Source organism: Bradyrhizobium sp. CCGUVB23, assembly GCF_024199885.1.
In the GTDB taxonomy this organism is placed as follows: Bacteria; Pseudomonadota; Alphaproteobacteria; order Rhizobiales; family Xanthobacteraceae; genus Bradyrhizobium.
In genome coordinates this window covers 8,681,626-8,698,032 of record NZ_JANADQ010000001.1, presented here as the reverse complement: position 1 = coordinate 8,698,032, position 16,407 = coordinate 8,681,626, and the positions used below count along the sequence as shown (strand labels likewise).

Sequence of the window (16,407 nt, the reverse complement as noted above, 5' to 3'; positions counted from 1 at the left end):
CGCAACCCGCTCGCGCCGCTTCAGGGAACATGGCAGATATGGGCAATATCCTGCTCTGTCGTCTAGCGATTCTCACCTCGAATGGCTCCAAAATCGAAGCCCTCCACACCCACCCTGGGCAAGCCGTTGAAGCGTGGCTTCTTCGCGCGCAGCGTCCACGAGGTCGCGCCCGACCTGATCGGCGCGACGCTGCTGGTGAACGGCGTCGGCGGGATTGTCGTCGAGGTCGAGGCCTATCATCATACCGACCCGGCGGCGCACTCCTACCGCGGGCCGACGCCACGGAACCAGGTGATGTTCGGCCCGCCCGGCTTTGCCTATGTCTACCGTTCCTACGGCATCCATTGGTGCGTGAACTTCGTCTGCGAGGAGGAAGGCTCGGCCAGCGCCGTCCTGATCCGCGCGCTGGAGCCGACGCATGGGATTGCCGCGATGCGCCGCCGGCGCCATCTCGTCGATGTGCATGCATTATGCTCGGGACCGGGCAAGCTGACGGAAGCGCTTGGCATCACGATTGCGCACAACGCCCTGCCCCTCGACCGCCCGCCGATCGCATTGCACGCGCGCACCGGCGACAAGGAGATCGCGATCGGCATCCGGATCGGCCTCACCAAGGCGGTCGAGCTGCCCTGGCGCTACGGCGTCAAGGGCTCGAAGTTTTTGAGCAAGCCGTTTCCGAGGTAGCTGTCATTCCGGGATGGTCCGAAGGACCAGACCTCCGAGCGCAATTGCGCTTCGGGGAATCTCGAGATTCCGGGTTCGATGCTGCGCATCGCCCCGGAATGACCGAAAGATCACGACACCTGCTTCAGCCGCTCCTGCGCCTCGAACAGCTTCGCCTTGCGCGCCAGCGCGGCCTCGCGCTTTTCGCGCTCCTCCTCGACGACCTCTTCGGCCGCATTGGCGACGAATTTCTCGTTCGCCAGCTTGGACTCGGCGCGCTTGATGTCGGCATCGGCCTTGGCGATCTCCTTGTCGAGACGCACGCGCTCGGCGGCGAGATCCACCACCCCCTTCAGCGGCAGCGCTGCGACCTCGCCGCGCACCAGGATCTGCACGGCACCGTCAGGCGCGCGATCGGCGAAGGAGATGTCCGAGAGCCGCGCCATGCGCTTGATGACATCGGTCCAGCGCGGCGCGCGCTCCTTCGTCTCCGCGGAGGCGCCGGCCAGCACCAGCGCCGTCAGCGTCGCCGGCGGGATGTTCATCTCGGCGCGCACCGAACGGATCTGCGTCACCAGGTCGATCACCCAGCCGATCTCGGCTTCCGCCGCAGGATCGGTGAAGTCGGCGTGGTCGAAGATCGGCAGTACCATCGGGGACATGAAAGCCCCGTCATTCGGCATCGATGCCGCGACCATCGCGAGCTCTTCCGCCGTCGGCCCGGCGGACTTCAGCGGCCACGGCGCCAGAGTGAGCAATTCCTCGCGCTTGGCGCTCACTTCCCACAGCTCTTCGGTGATGAAGGGCATGAAGGGGTGCAGCAGCTTCAGAATCTCGTCGCGCGCCCAGGCGACCATCGCGCGGGTCTCGGCCTTCGCCGGACCATCCGGGCCGAGCAACACGGGCTTTGCGAGCTCGACATACCAGTCGCAATAGACGTTCCAGACGAAGCGGTAGATCGCGCCCGCCGCATCGTTGAAGCGATAGGCCTCGATCGCTTCCGTCACCTCGCGCGTGGTGTGCGCGGTCTCGTGCGCGATCCAGCGGCTCAGGGTCTGCGTCGCTTTCGCGGGCTCAAAACCCTCGGGCACCAGGCACTGGTTCATCTCCGCGAAGCGGCAGGCATTCCAGAGTTTGGTCGCGAAATTGCGATAGCCTTCGACGCGGCTGGTCGCGAGCTTGATGTCGCGCCCCTGGGCTGCCATCGCGGCGAGCGTAAAGCGCAGCGCGTCGGCGCCGTACTCGTCGATCAGGTGCAGGGGATCGATGACGTTGCCCTTCGACTTCGACATCTTGGCGCCCTTCTCGTCACGGACGAGGGCGTGGATGTAGACGGTCGAGAACGGCACCTCCTTCATGAAGTGCAGGCCCATCATCATCATCCGGGCGACCCAGAAGAAGATGATGTCGAAGCCGGTGACCAGCACGTCGGTCGGGTAGTAGCGCTTCACTTCCGGCGTATCGTCGGGCCAGCCGAGAGTGGAGAACGGCCACAGCGCGGAGGAGAACCAGGTGTCGAGCACGTCCTCGTCGCGGGTGATGAAGCCCTCGCGCTTGTTGCGGTCGAGCGCCATCTCGCGCCCCTGCTCCGGCGTGATGACCTCCTGCTCGGCGTAGTAGCCGAGCGCGTGGCTGACTGCCTCCTCCTCGGTCTCGGCGACGAACACCTTGCCGTCCGGCCCGTACCAGGCCGGAATCTGATGGCCCCACCAGAGCTGACGCGAGATACACCAGGGTTGGATGTTCTCCATCCACTCGTAATAGGTCTTCTCCCAGTTCTTCGGCACGAAGGTCGTCTCGCCGTTCCGCACCGCCGCGATGGCGGGCTTTGCGAGCGTCTTGGCGTCGACGTACCACTGGTCGGTGAGGAAGGGCTCGATCACGACGCCGGAGCGGTCGCCATGCGGCACCATGTGGGTGTGCGGCTCGATGCGCTCGATGAAACCGAACGCCTCCAGCCGCTCGACGATGCGCTTGCGCGCGGCGAAGCGCTCGACATTGTGGAATTCCGCGGCGAATTGCGAGGCGCCCTCCGGCAGGTCGCGCAGGTAATCCTCGTTGTCGACGAGATCGAGGCAGCCCTCCTTGTCGAGCACGCTGATCTGGCGCAGGGCATGGCGTTTGCCGACCTCGAAATCGTTGAAGTCGTGCGCCGGCGTCACCTTCACCGCACCCGAGCCCTTCTCGGGGTCGGAGTAATCGTCGGCGACGATTTTGACCTTGCGGCCGACGAGCGGCAGGATGACGTGCTTGCCGACGAGCTTCTGATAGCGCTCGTCCTCGGGATGCACGGCAACGCCGGTATCGCCGAGCATGGTCTCCGGGCGCGTGGTGGCGACGACGATGAAGCTCGCGGGATCGTCGGGGCTGAAGCTCTTGCCCTCGACCGGATAGCGCAGATACCAGAGGCTGCCCTTGACCTCGACCTGCTGCACCTCGAGATCGGAGATCGCGGTGAGCAGCTTCGGGTCCCAGTTGACCAGCCGCTTGTCCTTGTAGATCAGGCCATCGCGGTGGAGCTCGACGAACACCTTGATGACGGCCTTCGACAGGCCCTCGTCCATGGTGAAGCGCTCACGCGACCAGTCGCAGGAGGCGCCGAGCCGCTTGAGCTGGTTGATGATGGTGTCGCCGCTCTCGGCCTTCCACTCCCAGACCCGCTCCAGGAATTTCTCGCGGCCCATCTCGCGGCGGCCGGGCTGCTGACGCTCCATCAGCTGCCGCTCGACCACCATCTGGGTCGCGATGCCGGCATGGTCGGTACCAGGCTGCCACAGCACGTCGCGGCCGCGCATGCGCTCGAAGCGGCACAGCACGTCCTGAAGCGTATTGTTGAGCGCGTGGCCCATGTGCAGCGAGCCCGTCACGTTCGGCGGCGGGATCACGATGGTGAAGGGGGTGGCGTTGCGCCGGTCGGGACGGCCTGCCTTGAAGGCAAGGCTGTCCTCCCAGACGACGGACATGCGGGCTTCGATATCGGCGGGCTGGTAGTTTTTCTCGATCATGGGGCTGCTAAAAAGCCGTGCGCGGCGGCCAAGTCAACGGAAAGTGTCAACGGAAAGCCCGGCGGCGAAACGGCTTTCCGGCCCGGTCGCCAGGCCCAATGGGTCATAAAAGCAGGGCTTTATCGGGACCACGCGGCCCGGCCTTACCGGCCGCCGCGCGAGACCCGCTCGATTTCCGCCTTCACGATGCGTTCAACGAGGCCCGGCAGGTTGTCGTCGAGCCAGGATTTCAGCATCGGCCGCAGCATCTCCTTGACCAGATCCTCCAGCGTGCGCGCATTCGAGCTCAGGACGGTATGGGCCAGGGAATTGAAGGCGGATTCGACGGCGGAGACCGTGGTCTGTGCCAGGAATGGCTGCTGCGGCGGCAGCGGCGGCGCGTCGAAATTCACCGGTTGGTAGGACGGTGGCGGAGGAGCCGGCCGGAACGGCGTCGCCGCGGCTTCGGCGAATTCGACATCGTCGCCCGGCTCAACCTTGCGAAAGCTCGGTGGTGGAGGCGCTGGCGTCTCCACCGCCATCTCGTCGGTCAGCTCGAGCACGTCGGGCTCGGGCTCGGGTTCCGGCGCCCGCATCTCGGGCGCGGGGGTCGCCTCGTCCAGCCCCGCCAGCAGTGCGTCGATATCGTCCTGGTTGTTGCTTGCGGCCGGCGCCGGAGCCGCAGGCTTTGCAGCCGGTGGTGGCGCAGCCGGTTTTTCGGCGGCAGGCTTGGCCGGCGCGATCTTGGACGGCGGAATGTCATTCATCGCGGCCGGCTTGGGCGCCGGCGCGGCAGCGGGCTTGGCAGGTTCGGCGGCCTTCTCGGCCAGCGGAGGCTTGGCCTCATCGTCGGCAATGATGCGCCGGATCGAGGCCAGAATCTCCTCCATCGAGGGTTCTTGCACCTTTGCAGGCTGCGTCATCTCCGACTCCACATCATCAACGCCCTCGCATGCGTTGTTTTACACCAAGCACGACAGGATTGGCCGGTTCCGAAACGGGTGGCTCGGCATTTTCGCCGCGACCGCCTGACTTGTCCCCAGATCAAGGCGATTGCGACTCATTGCGCGGCGGTGCGCCCCCTGCCCACGTCACCGAAGCCTTACGCAAACAACAATGAGGTGCGGCGCGAATCGCGCCCTCATCTCAGTGAAAGGCTATGTCAGGGCGTTTGATGATTGCAAGCAAACCGCAAGTCGGCATCGCCATGATGCGACGCCGACCTAAAGCGCGACGAGATTCGAAGAATCGTCATCGCGCTTTAGGTTGTTGTCTGAGCATGATCTTTCGGAAAACCGCTTCACACTTTTCCGGATCATGCTTCTGGTCGCGGAGATCAGCGTCCGTCGGGCGTGCGCACGCCGGCCCAGCTATCGCGCACCTGGTGGTAGTGCACGCTGGGATCGTAGACGTTGGTCTTCAGGCCGAGCACCTGCGGAGACAGGCGGCCGACCGAGCTGAGAACGCGATAGGAATTCACGACGCGGTCGTGCTGCGCTTGCACAAGGTTGATGCGGGCGTTGACCAGCGCCTGCTGCGCGTTGAGGACGTCGAGCGTGGTGCGCTGGCCGGCCTTTGCCTCCTCGCGCACGCCGTTCAGTGCGATCTCGGACGCCGTCACCTGGGCCTGCGTCGATTGCACCTGCGCCTTGGACGCGTCGAGCTGGCCCCAGGCAGATACGGTGTCGGACCGAGCCTGGTCGCGCGTTTGGTCGAGCGCGAGCCGCTGCTGCGCCAGCGACTCCTTGGACTGCCGGATCAGCGAATATTCGCCGCCGCCCTGATACAGTGGCATCGAGGCCTGTGCGATGGCGGCAGCGCTGAACGTGCTTGGAGTGATCAGAGTTTGCTCATAGGCTTGATTGACCGTGGCCTGGAACGTGAGCGTCGGCAGCAACGCGCCTTCGTTCACCTTCAGGTTCATGAAGGCGACATCGATCCCGAACATCGCCGCCGTTACGGTCGGGTTTTGGATGAGCGTTAGCTCGACCGCCTTTGGCAGCGACTGCGGCAGCAGGCGATCCACCGGCGAGCCGGGCGCGAGATTGACGGGCTCGATGCCGATGATGCGACGATAGTTCGCACGCGTCGCCGTCAGCGTTGCTTCGGACTGCTGCTCGAGGGTTCGCCCCGCAGCCAGTTGTGCTTCGGACTGGGCCACGTCGGTGCGGGTGACTTCGCCGACGTTGAAGCGGTCTCGCGTCTGCTTCAACGTCTGCTCGAGCACGCGGACGTTGCTCTTGTTGACCTCGACCGTCGCCGAATCGCGCAGATAGTCCATGTAGGCCTGCGCCGCCGAGAACAGCACCTGCTGCTCGAGATTGCGCAATCCCTCGCGAGCGCCGGAAACCTGATTCTCCGCGGCCCGGGTCCGGTTACCGGTCTGGTTGCCGTTGAACAGCGTCTGGGACACGGTGAGACCGGCTGCACGCGGTGCATTATTGCCACTGTTGACCGTGTGTATCACGAGGCCACCGGTACTGGCTGCCGTCGAGTCGCTGTGCAGAACTTGAGCGCCGACGCTCGCGTTCAGCGAGACTTTGGGGCGATATCCGGACAATGCCTGCGGCACGTTTTCGTCCGTCGAACGGACGAATGCGCGCTGCGCGTTGAGCTGCGGATTATCCTGATAGGCGCGCACCAGCGCGCCTTCGATCGTCTCCGCCAAGGCCGACGAATGCCCCGCGAGCGCCATCAGGAGGACCGAAGCCGCAGCTCCGGTGAAGAGCTTCACCCCATGCATCCCAGAAGTTCCGTTTCATTCTTATCGCCGGCTCGTGCCCGCGAGCCGGGTGACAGAGAGTCGTTGCCCCTGGCGCACCATAGGACGTGGTCAAGCCGGACGGAACTACCCGGCGGTTGTTCGCAGCGGAAAGTCTTCACGTGCAGCATCCCTGCCACACTTCTGATTCAGAACGGTATTTTTAACGAGTTCCACCCCGTCAGAAGACGAAGGCGGGCGCCCGCACCAGGCCGGGAAGAACCGGGGCTGCTGCGTCGAACAGCGCGCGGTGGCCGAATTCGCCATGGGCGCGGGTCACGATCATGGCCCGCGGGGGCGTCGTCTCGGCCGACACGCCGACCAGCCGCCCGCCTTCCTTGAGCTGCTCGAAGAGCACGTGGGGTGTCACTTCGGTCGCTCCGTTCAGGATGATCACATCGTAGGGGGCAGCCGCCGGGTCCCCATCCGCGCTGGGCGCGGCTGCGCACGTCACATTCGCAAATCCGAGGGCAGCCAGATTGCTATTCGCTTTTGCGGCAAGCGCCGAATCGCTTTCCGTAGCCGTGACTTGCGCAGCGAGCCTGGCGGCAAGTGCCGCGACGTAACCGCTGGCGCAGCCGACCACCAGGACACGATCAGCCTCGCCGATCTCGGCCGCCTGCAGCAGCTTGGCGGTGAGCGCCGGCTTGATCAGGTACCGCTTGGCCGATCCGGCCTCGGCGACGTCGAGATCGAGGTCGAGGTAGGCCAGCGCCTGCCGGCTTGCGGGCACGAAAGCCTCGCGGGGGATGGTGAGCATGGCATCGAGGATGCGGCGATCGGTGACGTCACTGGTGCGCACCTGGCCATCGACCATCTTTTGGCGCGCGGTCGCAAAACCGGACATTTAGGGAACCCTGGAATGCGGACGGCGCCGCGGAAAAACGTGGCGGCATCTTTGGAACATGCCCCGCCAAAACGCAACACGGCGATTGCCTCGAGGCGGAAGCCTCGGGCTCGTCAGCATGGACTTGGGGCCTTGGGCCCTATTCGATCGCGACGGCGAGCCGGCCAATCAAGGCCGCGACTTCATCCAGCCGGGCCGAATCGCGCGTCTCGACCGCGCGAGCGAGCAGCGCGAGGCATTCGTCGTCGCTGAGATCGGGGATGTCGGTGGGCAGAATCGAGGGGGACAAGTGGGAATGGTCGACCTGAACGTTCGGCATCGGAATCAGCTCCGCGTAAGCCCAGCGTCAGGGAACCTCGATTTGAATTGAGTCGAATTGGCGTCGTAGCGATGTAGGCGCGGCAGACGACGTGCACGTCCGCGTGAACAGCCTCGCGCTCCGGCACATCAGTGCGCGGCAAGATATTGAAGTTGATGAGAAATTTGGCTCCCCGGGCTGGATTCGAACCAGCGACCATCCGATTAACAGTCGGATGCTCTACCGCTGAGCTACCGAGGAAAAGGGCGAACCGACGTTCGCGCGCGGCTGCGTATAACAAAGCCTCCGGCGCTTGCAAAGGACGAATTCGTCATATCCTCGCCATCACGAGGGAGGGCGCGCGTCCCCTCCCCGCCGGTCCTGCTGTGGGCGCGAACGCGCCGTGATCCGACGCTCACTCCGCAATGAAGGAGGTCGTCTTGGTACCGGGGTCGTAGCGCAGCCTCAGGACGTTGAACTTGCAGAGGTTGACGTTCTTCCACAGCACGGATTCGTTGTAGTTCTGCCAGTCGACGCGGATGTTCCAGACGCATCCTTCATCGTCGTCGTCGAACTCGACATAAGTGCTCGCCTGGTTCTGCAAGGTCTTGTCGAGCTCGTTGTCCCATTCGTCCAGACCATCGTCCGGCGAATTGAAGCCGAGAAACTTGATGGCGTAGCCGGTCTCGTTGACGACGGAGACGTTGCGGGAATCCGCGGCCTGCGACGGCGCGGCTGCGACCGAGAGACCGAGTGCAATGAGTGCAGACAGAAAATATTTCATGAGAGCCCCAATGAAAAAGAACATCCGCCGCCTGCCCATCCTGGGCGCAGGCGCCGGGGCAACAAATGGCGTTGCCTTGCAAAACTCGTCCGGAGAGCGATCGAAAGGTTCAACACACGATCGACCTGCACTCCGGAACGGTACGCCACGCGAGAAGCGCACGGCCTGTTCTTATCGACTAGGGCTCACGCCAGCAATGAATGGGCATTCATAGCCGACGCATCACAGCCTACTCTGCTGCGTCGGTTGTCTGAGGCGCGGGCACGCTTGCCGCAACCTCGACCGCAGCACCATTGCTCTTGCCGGTGACCGCGCCGACCAGCGCCTTCACGGGATCCTCACCCGGCGCAAATCCGCTCTGGCGCAGGATCTCGTCGATCATCGGCCGCAGCGCATGCACCTTCAACAGCTCGCCGGCGAGACCTTCGCCGAAGCCGGCATTGCTGCCGTTCGCACCACTGCCGCCGAACGCGCCACCAGTGTGCAGGATGCGAACGTCCTTGATGTTGGCGATCGGCTTCACCATCTCGGCGAGCGCCGAGGGCATCATCTCGATCCGCTTCTTGGCAATCTCGAAATCGATCACGTTGCTGCCGAGCTTGTTCTGCGCCTCGTTCTTCATGGTGATGACGGCCGCCTCGGCTTCACCGATGTTCTTGACGCCGACTGCCTTGATCTTGTTGGCCTCGGCTTCCGCGCTCGCGAGCGTCTTGGTGGCCTCGGCGCGGTCGAGCGCCGCCTTCTTCTCGGCTTCGGCCGCAACGATCAGCTCGGTCGATTTGCGTTCGGCCTCGGTGCGTGCGGCGAGCACCTGGGTCAGGCGGGCGCGGTCGGCAACCTCGACCGCGCGTGCGGTCACGACCTTTTCCTCCGCGGACACGGCCACGGCTTCCGCAGTCTTGGCTTCGGCGACGGCTTCGGAGGTCTGCTTGCTCTTGGCGGCGATCTGGATCTCGTTCTCCTGCGTCGCGATCTGGATTTCGCGCTGCGCGTCGGTCTTGCGCTTGTTGATCGCGAGATCGGATTCGATCACCGCCGTTTCCTTGATCTGCTTGGCGCCGGCCTCCTTCTCGGCGACCGCGCGGTCGGTGTCGATGCGGGCGTTCTCTTCCGTGAGGCGCGCGGTCTGTGTCGCGGTGGCGACTTCCGCGCGGGTGCTCGCGGTCTTGTTGGCGATGTCGCGCTCCTGTGAGAGCTCGGCCTCCTTCTTGGTGCGCTCGATCCCAAGGGTCTGCTGCCGCGCCTCGAGGTCCTTTTGTGCGATCGCCACCTCGTTGTCGCGGACGATGGCGTTGCGGTCGCGCCGGCGGGTCTCGGTGATGGTCTTGAGCTGGGTGAGACCCTCCGCGTCGAAGAAGTTTTCTGGGTTGAAGAACTTGACGTCGGTCTGGTCGAGCTTTGTCAACGACACCGACTCCAGCTCAAGACCGTTGGACTTGACGTCGGATTCCACGGTCGCCTGCACGTGCTTGACGAAATCGCTGCGCTTCTCCTGCAGTTCCAGGATGGTCATGGTGGCTGCCACCGAACGCAGGCCGTCGACGAATTTGGCTTCGACCTGGTTGCGCAGCGCTTCGGCGTCATTGGTCAGCGCGCCCAGCGTCTGGCTCGCCAGCGCAATGCTCTCATCGTCGGGGCGGACGCGGACATAGAACTCGGCGACGATGTCGACGCGCAGGCGATCCTTGGTGATCAGGGATTCCCGCTCCTTGCGCTCGACCGTGAGCCGCAGCGTCTTCAGGTTGACGCTAGCATAGGAGTGGAAGATCGGCAGGATCATGGCGCCACCGTCGAGCACGACCTTCTTGCCACCGAGGCCGGTGCGGACGAACGCTTCGTCGCGCGTGGCGCGCTTGTAGAGGGTGGTGAAGACGATGCCCAGGACGAGGATCAGCGCAACGCCGATCATGGCCGGGACTGCGATGTCAAACATAGATTTCTCCGCTAATTACTTTGCTGATTGCTTAGAGTGGATTTGGATGGTTTGAGTTCATCGTCGGCTTTCACCGCCAAAAAGCGGGTGCCGACGCGATCGACCAGCAGGACGAGGCTTCCCTGCGCCAGCGGCTCGGACGAAGGCGCCGCGACCGCCCAGACGAAATGCCGGTTGCCATGGACGTCGGCGACACTGACGCGCCCGGGCGGCCCCTGGTCCAGGGGACCGATGACGACCTCGCCGATACGACCGACGAGATCTCCGAGGCCGACGGCATAGCTTTCGTCCTTTGGAATGATCCTGGCGATGAAGCCGCTGGAGATGCGCACCAGCGGAATTGACGCAGCCCCCGCGCCGAGCGCGGCGACGCTCGCCGGTAACGGGCCGGCGACCATCCGCGCAATGTCCTGGATCAGGAAGCCGGTGATCGAAAAGGCGCCGAGGAACAGCAGGAGGAAGATCAACAGTGGCACGCCACCGAGATTGATCCAGGAGATGGCGTTGATCACACCATTGTCGCTGTGGTGGCCGAAATCGATGTTGGTGCCTAGGATCTCGCTCAGGGAAGCCCCGACCATCATCGAGACCACCTCGACCGATCCGACGATGACGATCATGGCCGCCGCGATTGCGAACGGCCTGACCTCCGGCGCCATTACATGTTCGAGCAATGTGCTCATCGGAGCGAACTCAGGAGCGCGTCTTCAACCGCGCAAGCCTCGCCGCGATCTCCTTGTCGCGATGCAACGCGCTGAGCTCGTCGATGTCGCTCGAAAACGGAATGCCCGCCGGCACGCCGGTGGCCCGCGCCACCGCCTTGCCCGCACGCAGCGCCTTTGCTGCGGCCGAGTTGCCGGTCTGTTTCTTCGACGTTTCGGTCGAATGCGTGCCGGCGGCCGCCTCGCTTTTTTCGAGGTCGGCGCGCCGCTGCTCGGCATCCTGGAGTGCCGAGAGCACCGCGCGCAGCGAGGTGACGCATTGCTCGATCTTCTCGTTGTTCTCGTCGATCGCGCGCGACAGCACCTCGAACTGCGCTTCGAGGTCCATCTGCCGCGCGATGCCGGCGCGGGCGAGGTCGTCACGGCTGTCGTCGATCGCGCCCTGGATCTTCTCGGCAAGATCGGTCATCGCGCGCTCGATCTCGCTGCGCCGGGCGTTCAGCCGATATTCCTCGGCGCGCGCGGCCGCGAGCGCCTCGCGCGCTTCGTTCTCCGCGTTCTCGATCTCGCGGATGGCCTGGCCCACGACCTTCAGCTTGTTCTTGCCTTCGGCCTGCTCGATCGCGTCATAGGCGATGCCCGCGATCAGGCGCCCGACCCGGGACAGGAAGTTCTCGGGGGCGGCAGCGATGGTATCCATGGCGTTCTCCTCCTCTGGCAGATTGTTCGGCGTGACGCCGTAGTGAATTTCGAAACCGTCGTCGGTCCGGATCAGATGGGCGGGCACGCTTTGTCCCCAGCCCTCGGCGTAGCCGACGTAATCGAACGGCACGCTGAAGCGCCCCTGCACGGTGGCGATGGAGATCGTGGTCGGGCCCTTGAGCTTGGCGAGCTTGTCGTCGAGCGGCAGCCGCCGGCCGCTTGCCGCGCGATAGTCGGCGCGGTCGCGCAGGCCCAGCGTTACCAGGCGTGACGGCAGCCCGGTCTGTTTTCGGATCGCGTCGTAGGCGTGGGCATGCAGCAGCACGACGTTGGAGCCCACATTATGCGTGCGGGCAACCTCCTCCAGGATCTCCATCATGCGGTCATAGGCCTCGAAGGTCGCCTCCAGCGCGGCTTTGACGGCCGGCTCAGGGGCGAGCCTGTAACGCAGCGCGGATGGCGCTTGTCGGGGCGATGGGCTCACGGAAAGCACTAAAGCACCATTTTGGTGCTTTACAAGGGGGATCGACGATCACGTTCCACTGATCCTTATGCACTGTATTGGTTAGTCGCCGCTGATACCGGCGGCGTTCAAGGCGGCCGGTCACTGATAGATCACCGCCGATCAAGACTTCTTGCACGCGGTGGTTGCAATTTTCATCGAAATGGGAACGGCCGGCAGCGGCCACGCACAGCTTGTCCGCAGCATATCCACAGGGCAACGGCGTCGATTTCGACTGTACATGCGCCAACTTGCTGCGCACGAACCCACAGGTGGCCGGCTCAGCCGCCCGCCTGCTCGAACACGGCGCGGCAGGCCTCGCTCAGGCTCGTCTTGTTGCGCCGCAGGCACGCGGTGATGGCGCGGACGTTGGGGATCTCTCCGGCGCAGAGGCGATAGACGTCGGGGGTGCAGGCCCGGCGCTGCTCGGGCGTGCCTTGCGCATGAGCGGCGGAAGCAAACAGCGTCAGGAACAATCCGAGAGTCGAGGCCCGGCGGGCCCGGCTCTTCACGCCTGCGAACTTCAGGAACCTCGCCTTCATGACTGACGTCTCCCGTCGGCTTAGCCCCCGGCCCACCTCGGCCGGCGTCACGTAAGACTTACGGGAAAGAAACTTCTGGGAATGTGATCTCTTTCACACTGTCCGGGCGGTGGAACCGCCTAGCTTCCGCGCGGGTTTCTTAGGGAAACGCTAACCAATCGAGCGCCGATCGCCGGATCGATAAAATTCGATCGATCCGCTCAATTGGGAAAAAAGCCGGTTTTGCGAATTTGCGCCGTCGGGACTGAGTCCGGAGGATGCGATGAGCGAAGCCGAGTTCAACTTGCTGCTGGATGCCGTGCGGGCCGCCATCGAGCCCGTGCCGGAGGAGGAATTCGTGCCCCGCTCGTGGAATTTTGACGCGCCGCTCAAAGCCGCCAACGATAACGAGGGCGCCTGGCCGCTGCTGCCGTTTCCGGATGGCTGGTACGCCGCCGGCTGATCGCGACGTCCCGCGCTCCTTTCTCCGTTAGCTCCGCGTCAACCAATCAGCTTTGGGCGCCCGACTGGTCGTCCGACTCACGCGGATCCCTGACGGGACCAGTGGACGGAAAGATGCTCTCATAGATCGCGCGGGCTTCCCGTATCAGACGGGCCCGCTCGATCTCGGACTTCGGAATAAATCGGACGATCTCGCCCACGTGCGCTCCAGGATTCTCGGTTCGAGGATTCATCATCCAGATCTAGGTGATGCGATCTTCATGCCAAGGCACCTGAATCGCGCTCAACCGCCAACCCCGGACAAATCCGGGTGAGTTCCGGGCGCGTCCCAGCATCCGGCGGAAAAAAGCCCCCGCGCGCCGGCGTAATTGTGCTGGGAAATCAGGAGTTTGTGATGGAGGCCACGACCAGAATTGAACTGGTGTAAACGGTTTTGCAGACCGCTGCGTAACCACTCCGCCACGTGGCCCCGTAAGGCCGGACTGATATAGGGGATCAAGGACTTAGGCAACCGCCTTCGTCCGACTTCCGATCAGTTGTGGAAGGTCGTCCAAATTGCGGCGGGGCGGCCGCTACCCAAACATCTGAGCGAGCTTGATGCTTGCACAGATGATCATCCCCCACAGCGCAAAATTAATCTCGAGCGCGGCGAGCATGAGCGCTTTTCCCTGTGGCACCACTTTAGCCCGTGGTGCTCGATTTCTACGATCGCTCAGCGTTGCGATGGGCTCCAGCACATAATTTCGTTTTTTTTTGCCGCGCCCGCCTTGGTCAGGTCACAAACGCGAACCAGCCGAGGCATCCGACTCAGAGGGCCAACAGCCGGGAGTCAGCCCCTGCCCTCGCCGGCGCCAGCCAGGTATTGGCCGAGGATCTCTTCGGTCGAACCTGCGGCAACGATACGTCCCTCGCGCAACAGGATCGCGCGGTTGCAAGTGTTCTTGATGAGATCGATGTCGTGCGAGGCGAGCACGAGGATACCGGCGCGCGCCACGATCGCGTCGAGCCGCTGGCGCGCTTTCCTGCGGAACTGCTGGTCGCCGACGCCGATCCACTCATCGAGCAGCACGATCTCGCCTTCGATCGCAGTTGCGACCGCGAAGATCAGGCGCAGCATCATGCCGCTGGAATAGGTACGCAGCGGCAGGTCGAGCCGGTCGCCGAGCTCGGTGAACTCAGCGATCTCCGCACGCCGCGCCTCGATCTCGGTACGCCGCGCTCCGATCACCAGCCCGCGCCGCAGGATGTTCTCGTAGCCGGTCGCCTCTTCGTCGAAACCGGCGGCGAGATCGAACAGCGACAGGCAGCGGCCGCAGACATCGACCGTGCCTGCGGTCGGATGGTAGATGCCGGCCAGCACCCTGAGCAGCGTGGTCTTGCCGGCGCCATTGGCGCCGATGATGCCGAGCCGGTCGCCGGCGTGGATATCGAGATCGACCCCGTTCAGCGCGGAGACAAGGTGCGGGCGCGGCGCATTGCCGGCATTGCGCAACGTCACCGCGCGCACGAACCGGCTGCGCAGCGAGCGGTCGCGAAACGACAGCACGGGAAACGCGACCGAGACATTGCGCAGCACGATGTAGGCAGCGGAGCTCATGGCGCGCACCTAGAGCCAGTACGCCACGCGATGGCGGTATCTCGCGTAGCAGCCAAGGCCGATCAGCGCCATGCCGATCGCGTAGAGCGATCCGAGCAGCCATTGCTCCGGATCGGCCGGCTGCGACAAGAGCGGCTTGCGCACGAGATCGAGCAACGTTGCGAACGGATTGACCCGCGTCAGCCAGTGGAAGGCGGTGCCGCGCACTGCGTCCTCGGTCCAGATGATCGGCGTGAGGAAGAAGATGAATTGCAGACCGCTGACGATCGCCGATCCGATGTCGCGAAAGCGCGCGCAGAGCAGCCCGAGCGCAGTCGCGCCGCCGACCAGCGTGACCAGCAGGATAGCAAAGCCGGGAACGGCGAGCACCAAGGTCCAGTGCAGCGGCCAGGGCATCACGACATAGAGCAGACCGACCAGCAGCAGATGGTGCAGGAAGATGACGACGTTGCGCGCCGTCATCTGCAGCACGTGCACGATCAGCGGCGCCGGCACGGCCTTGATCAGATGGCCGGACGCCACGAAGACGTTGGAGCCTTCCTGGAGCGTTGCGGCGATCAGGATCCAGACGATCAGGCCGACGGCGAAGGACGGCAGGAAGACCGCGACGTCCTGCTTGAACAGCGTCGCATAGACCGTGCCGACGCTGGCGATGGTTGCAGCGAGCGTCAGCGTGATCCAGAGCGGGCCGATCACCGTGCGGCGATACCGCAAGGAGATGTCCATCAGGGCAAGCGTGCCCCAGCGATCGAATTGCGCGCCTTGCCGGACGATTTCTCTGGCCGCAGCCTGAATGCGACTTCCCATCCCGCTCCTGGCTTTCCAACGCTAGGCCCGATCACGGGATGGCAATATCTGCCCCCGAGTCTCTATCTTCCCGCTCCGCAGCGGGCAAGCCCTTGGCGCAGGCGGTCAGCCGCGGCGGCTGCGGCGAAAATCGCGCCGGCGGCCTCGGCCTGCCGGTTTTGGCGCAAGTTCCGGCATCTCCGCCAGCACTTTGCGATAGCGTGTTAACATCCGTTCAAAACTCGCATGCAGCGTCTCGGCAATATCCGGACGCTGCTGGAGGCTCGCGAGCATCATGGCCGCAGCCTCGATGGTGGCAAGCCCGTCGCGGCGCGGCTCGCGTCGCAAGCGCCCATAGCGTGAGGGGGCTGCGGGATTGAGGATCACGCGCTGGCACTTCAGCATCCAGGGATTGCGCCACCACAGCGCCTTGGCCTGGCTCCAGGTGCCGTCGAGCAGCACCACGCCCTCGATCCTGTTCAGGATGGCGCGTTGGTTGTCGGCGATATCTCCCTTGCGCGTAAGCGCGATGATCTCGGCGTCGCTATCGAGATCAGTGGCGCGCGCCGATCCGAGATAGAGCACCGCCCAGCGCGCGGGATCCGCCACGGGTTGCCCAAGCGCCTTGGCAAGGCTCGGCCATGACAGCCCGACCCGCACCGTCGCATCGGCAAAATGCCGCGCCGTCAGCCGCGCGGTGCCGAGTGCCCTGTCCTGCTCCTGCGGATGCTGAAGGATCAGCAGCGCGATGCGGCTGTCGAGCGGCGTGACGCTGTCGCAGATGCACAGCGGCATCGGCTTCTGGCAGTGCGGACAATCGGCGACGGGTTCGGGCGCTATGGTGGCGACGTCAGACGGGTTCGACATCCAGCCGCTATACGCTTGGCCCAAGCCTTCAACAACCG

General features: G+C 64.3%; 15 protein-coding genes and 2 tRNA genes. 2 read left to right on the top strand and 15 right to left on the bottom strand.

Translation table 11 applies throughout. The annotated features are described in order from the left end of the window. Window positions 1–81: 81 nt before the first annotated feature. The gene (locus NLN62_RS40660) at window positions 82–684 is read left to right on the top strand and encodes a DNA-3-methyladenine glycosylase (protein WP_027523249.1); all 603 of its coding nucleotides are present in this window, start codon (window positions 82–84) and stop codon (window positions 682–684) included. Between the two features lie 110 nt (window positions 685–794). Here NLN62_RS40660 and NLN62_RS40655 read toward each other — a convergent pair whose 3' ends face one another. The 11 genes from NLN62_RS40655 to NLN62_RS40605 form a co-directional block, all read right to left on the bottom strand. After that, window positions 795–3,668, bottom strand: coding sequence for a valine--tRNA ligase (locus NLN62_RS40655; RefSeq protein ID WP_254112392.1), 2,874 nt, complete (start codon window positions 3,666–3,668; stop codon window positions 795–797). Between the two features lie 143 nt (window positions 3,669–3,811). Next, the gene (locus NLN62_RS40650; RefSeq protein WP_254112391.1) at window positions 3,812–4,570 is read right to left on the bottom strand and encodes a PopZ family protein; all 759 of its coding nucleotides are present in this window, start codon (window positions 4,568–4,570) and stop codon (window positions 3,812–3,814) included. A 413-nt stretch (window positions 4,571–4,983) separates the two neighbouring features. Then, the gene (locus tag NLN62_RS40645) at window positions 4,984–6,390 is read right to left on the bottom strand and encodes a TolC family outer membrane protein (RefSeq protein ID WP_027523246.1); all 1,407 of its coding nucleotides are present in this window, start codon (window positions 6,388–6,390) and stop codon (window positions 4,984–4,986) included. 199 nt (window positions 6,391–6,589) lie between these two features. Beyond that, complete coding sequence (locus NLN62_RS40640; RefSeq protein ID WP_254112390.1) at window positions 6,590–7,255, bottom strand: protein-L-isoaspartate O-methyltransferase; 666 nt, start codon at window positions 7,253–7,255, stop codon at window positions 6,590–6,592. Between the two features lie 139 nt (window positions 7,256–7,394). Beyond that, entirely contained in the window at window positions 7,395–7,574 is a 180-nt protein-coding gene (locus NLN62_RS40635; protein ID WP_254095211.1) for a hypothetical protein, read from the bottom strand. Between the two features lie 165 nt (window positions 7,575–7,739). After that, window positions 7,740–7,814: transfer RNA gene (locus NLN62_RS40630), tRNA-Asn, on the bottom strand. Between the two features lie 154 nt (window positions 7,815–7,968). After that, window positions 7,969–8,337 (bottom strand): hypothetical protein, encoded by a 369-nt coding sequence (locus tag NLN62_RS40625; RefSeq protein WP_027527048.1) that lies wholly within the window; start codon window positions 8,335–8,337, stop codon window positions 7,969–7,971. A gap of 229 nt (window positions 8,338–8,566) precedes the next feature. Continuing rightward, a complete protein-coding gene (locus NLN62_RS40620; protein ID WP_254112389.1) occupies window positions 8,567–10,270 on the bottom strand; it encodes a flotillin family protein in 1,704 nt (567 codons plus the stop codon). Between the two features lie 11 nt (window positions 10,271–10,281). Beyond that, on the bottom strand, window positions 10,282–10,953 hold the full coding sequence (locus NLN62_RS40615; protein WP_254112388.1) for an OB-fold-containig protein: 672 nt from the start codon (window positions 10,951–10,953) through the stop codon (window positions 10,282–10,284). 10 nt (window positions 10,954–10,963) lie between these two features. Next, the gene (locus NLN62_RS40610; RefSeq protein ID WP_254112387.1) at window positions 10,964–12,127 is read right to left on the bottom strand and encodes a PspA/IM30 family protein; all 1,164 of its coding nucleotides are present in this window, start codon (window positions 12,125–12,127) and stop codon (window positions 10,964–10,966) included. Window positions 12,128–12,417: 290 nt separating this feature from the next. After that, window positions 12,418–12,678, bottom strand: a complete 261-nt coding sequence (locus NLN62_RS40605; protein WP_027527052.1) for a hypothetical protein — start codon at window positions 12,676–12,678, stop codon at window positions 12,418–12,420. Window positions 12,679–12,940: 262 nt separating this feature from the next. On the opposite strand from NLN62_RS40605, the gene NLN62_RS40600 reads away from it, so the two are divergent. Further along, window positions 12,941–13,120, top strand: a complete 180-nt coding sequence (locus NLN62_RS40600; RefSeq protein ID WP_027527053.1) for a hypothetical protein — start codon at window positions 12,941–12,943, stop codon at window positions 13,118–13,120. Between the two features lie 394 nt (window positions 13,121–13,514). On the opposite strand, the gene NLN62_RS40595 is transcribed toward NLN62_RS40600, so the two are convergent. From NLN62_RS40595 to NLN62_RS40580, 4 genes are all read right to left on the bottom strand, one after another. Beyond that, window positions 13,515–13,588 (bottom strand) — tRNA-Cys (locus NLN62_RS40595). A 360-nt stretch (window positions 13,589–13,948) separates the two neighbouring features. Further along, window positions 13,949–14,716 (bottom strand): ABC transporter ATP-binding protein, encoded by a 768-nt coding sequence (locus NLN62_RS40590; protein WP_027527054.1) that lies wholly within the window; start codon window positions 14,714–14,716, stop codon window positions 13,949–13,951. A gap of 9 nt (window positions 14,717–14,725) precedes the next feature. After that, window positions 14,726–15,442, bottom strand: coding sequence for an ABC transporter permease (locus NLN62_RS40585; protein WP_027527055.1), 717 nt, complete (start codon window positions 15,440–15,442; stop codon window positions 14,726–14,728). A gap of 186 nt (window positions 15,443–15,628) precedes the next feature. After that, window positions 15,629–16,369 (bottom strand): tRNA-uridine aminocarboxypropyltransferase, encoded by a 741-nt coding sequence (locus NLN62_RS40580; RefSeq protein WP_254112386.1) that lies wholly within the window; start codon window positions 16,367–16,369, stop codon window positions 15,629–15,631. Window positions 16,370–16,407: the final 38 nt, after the last annotated feature.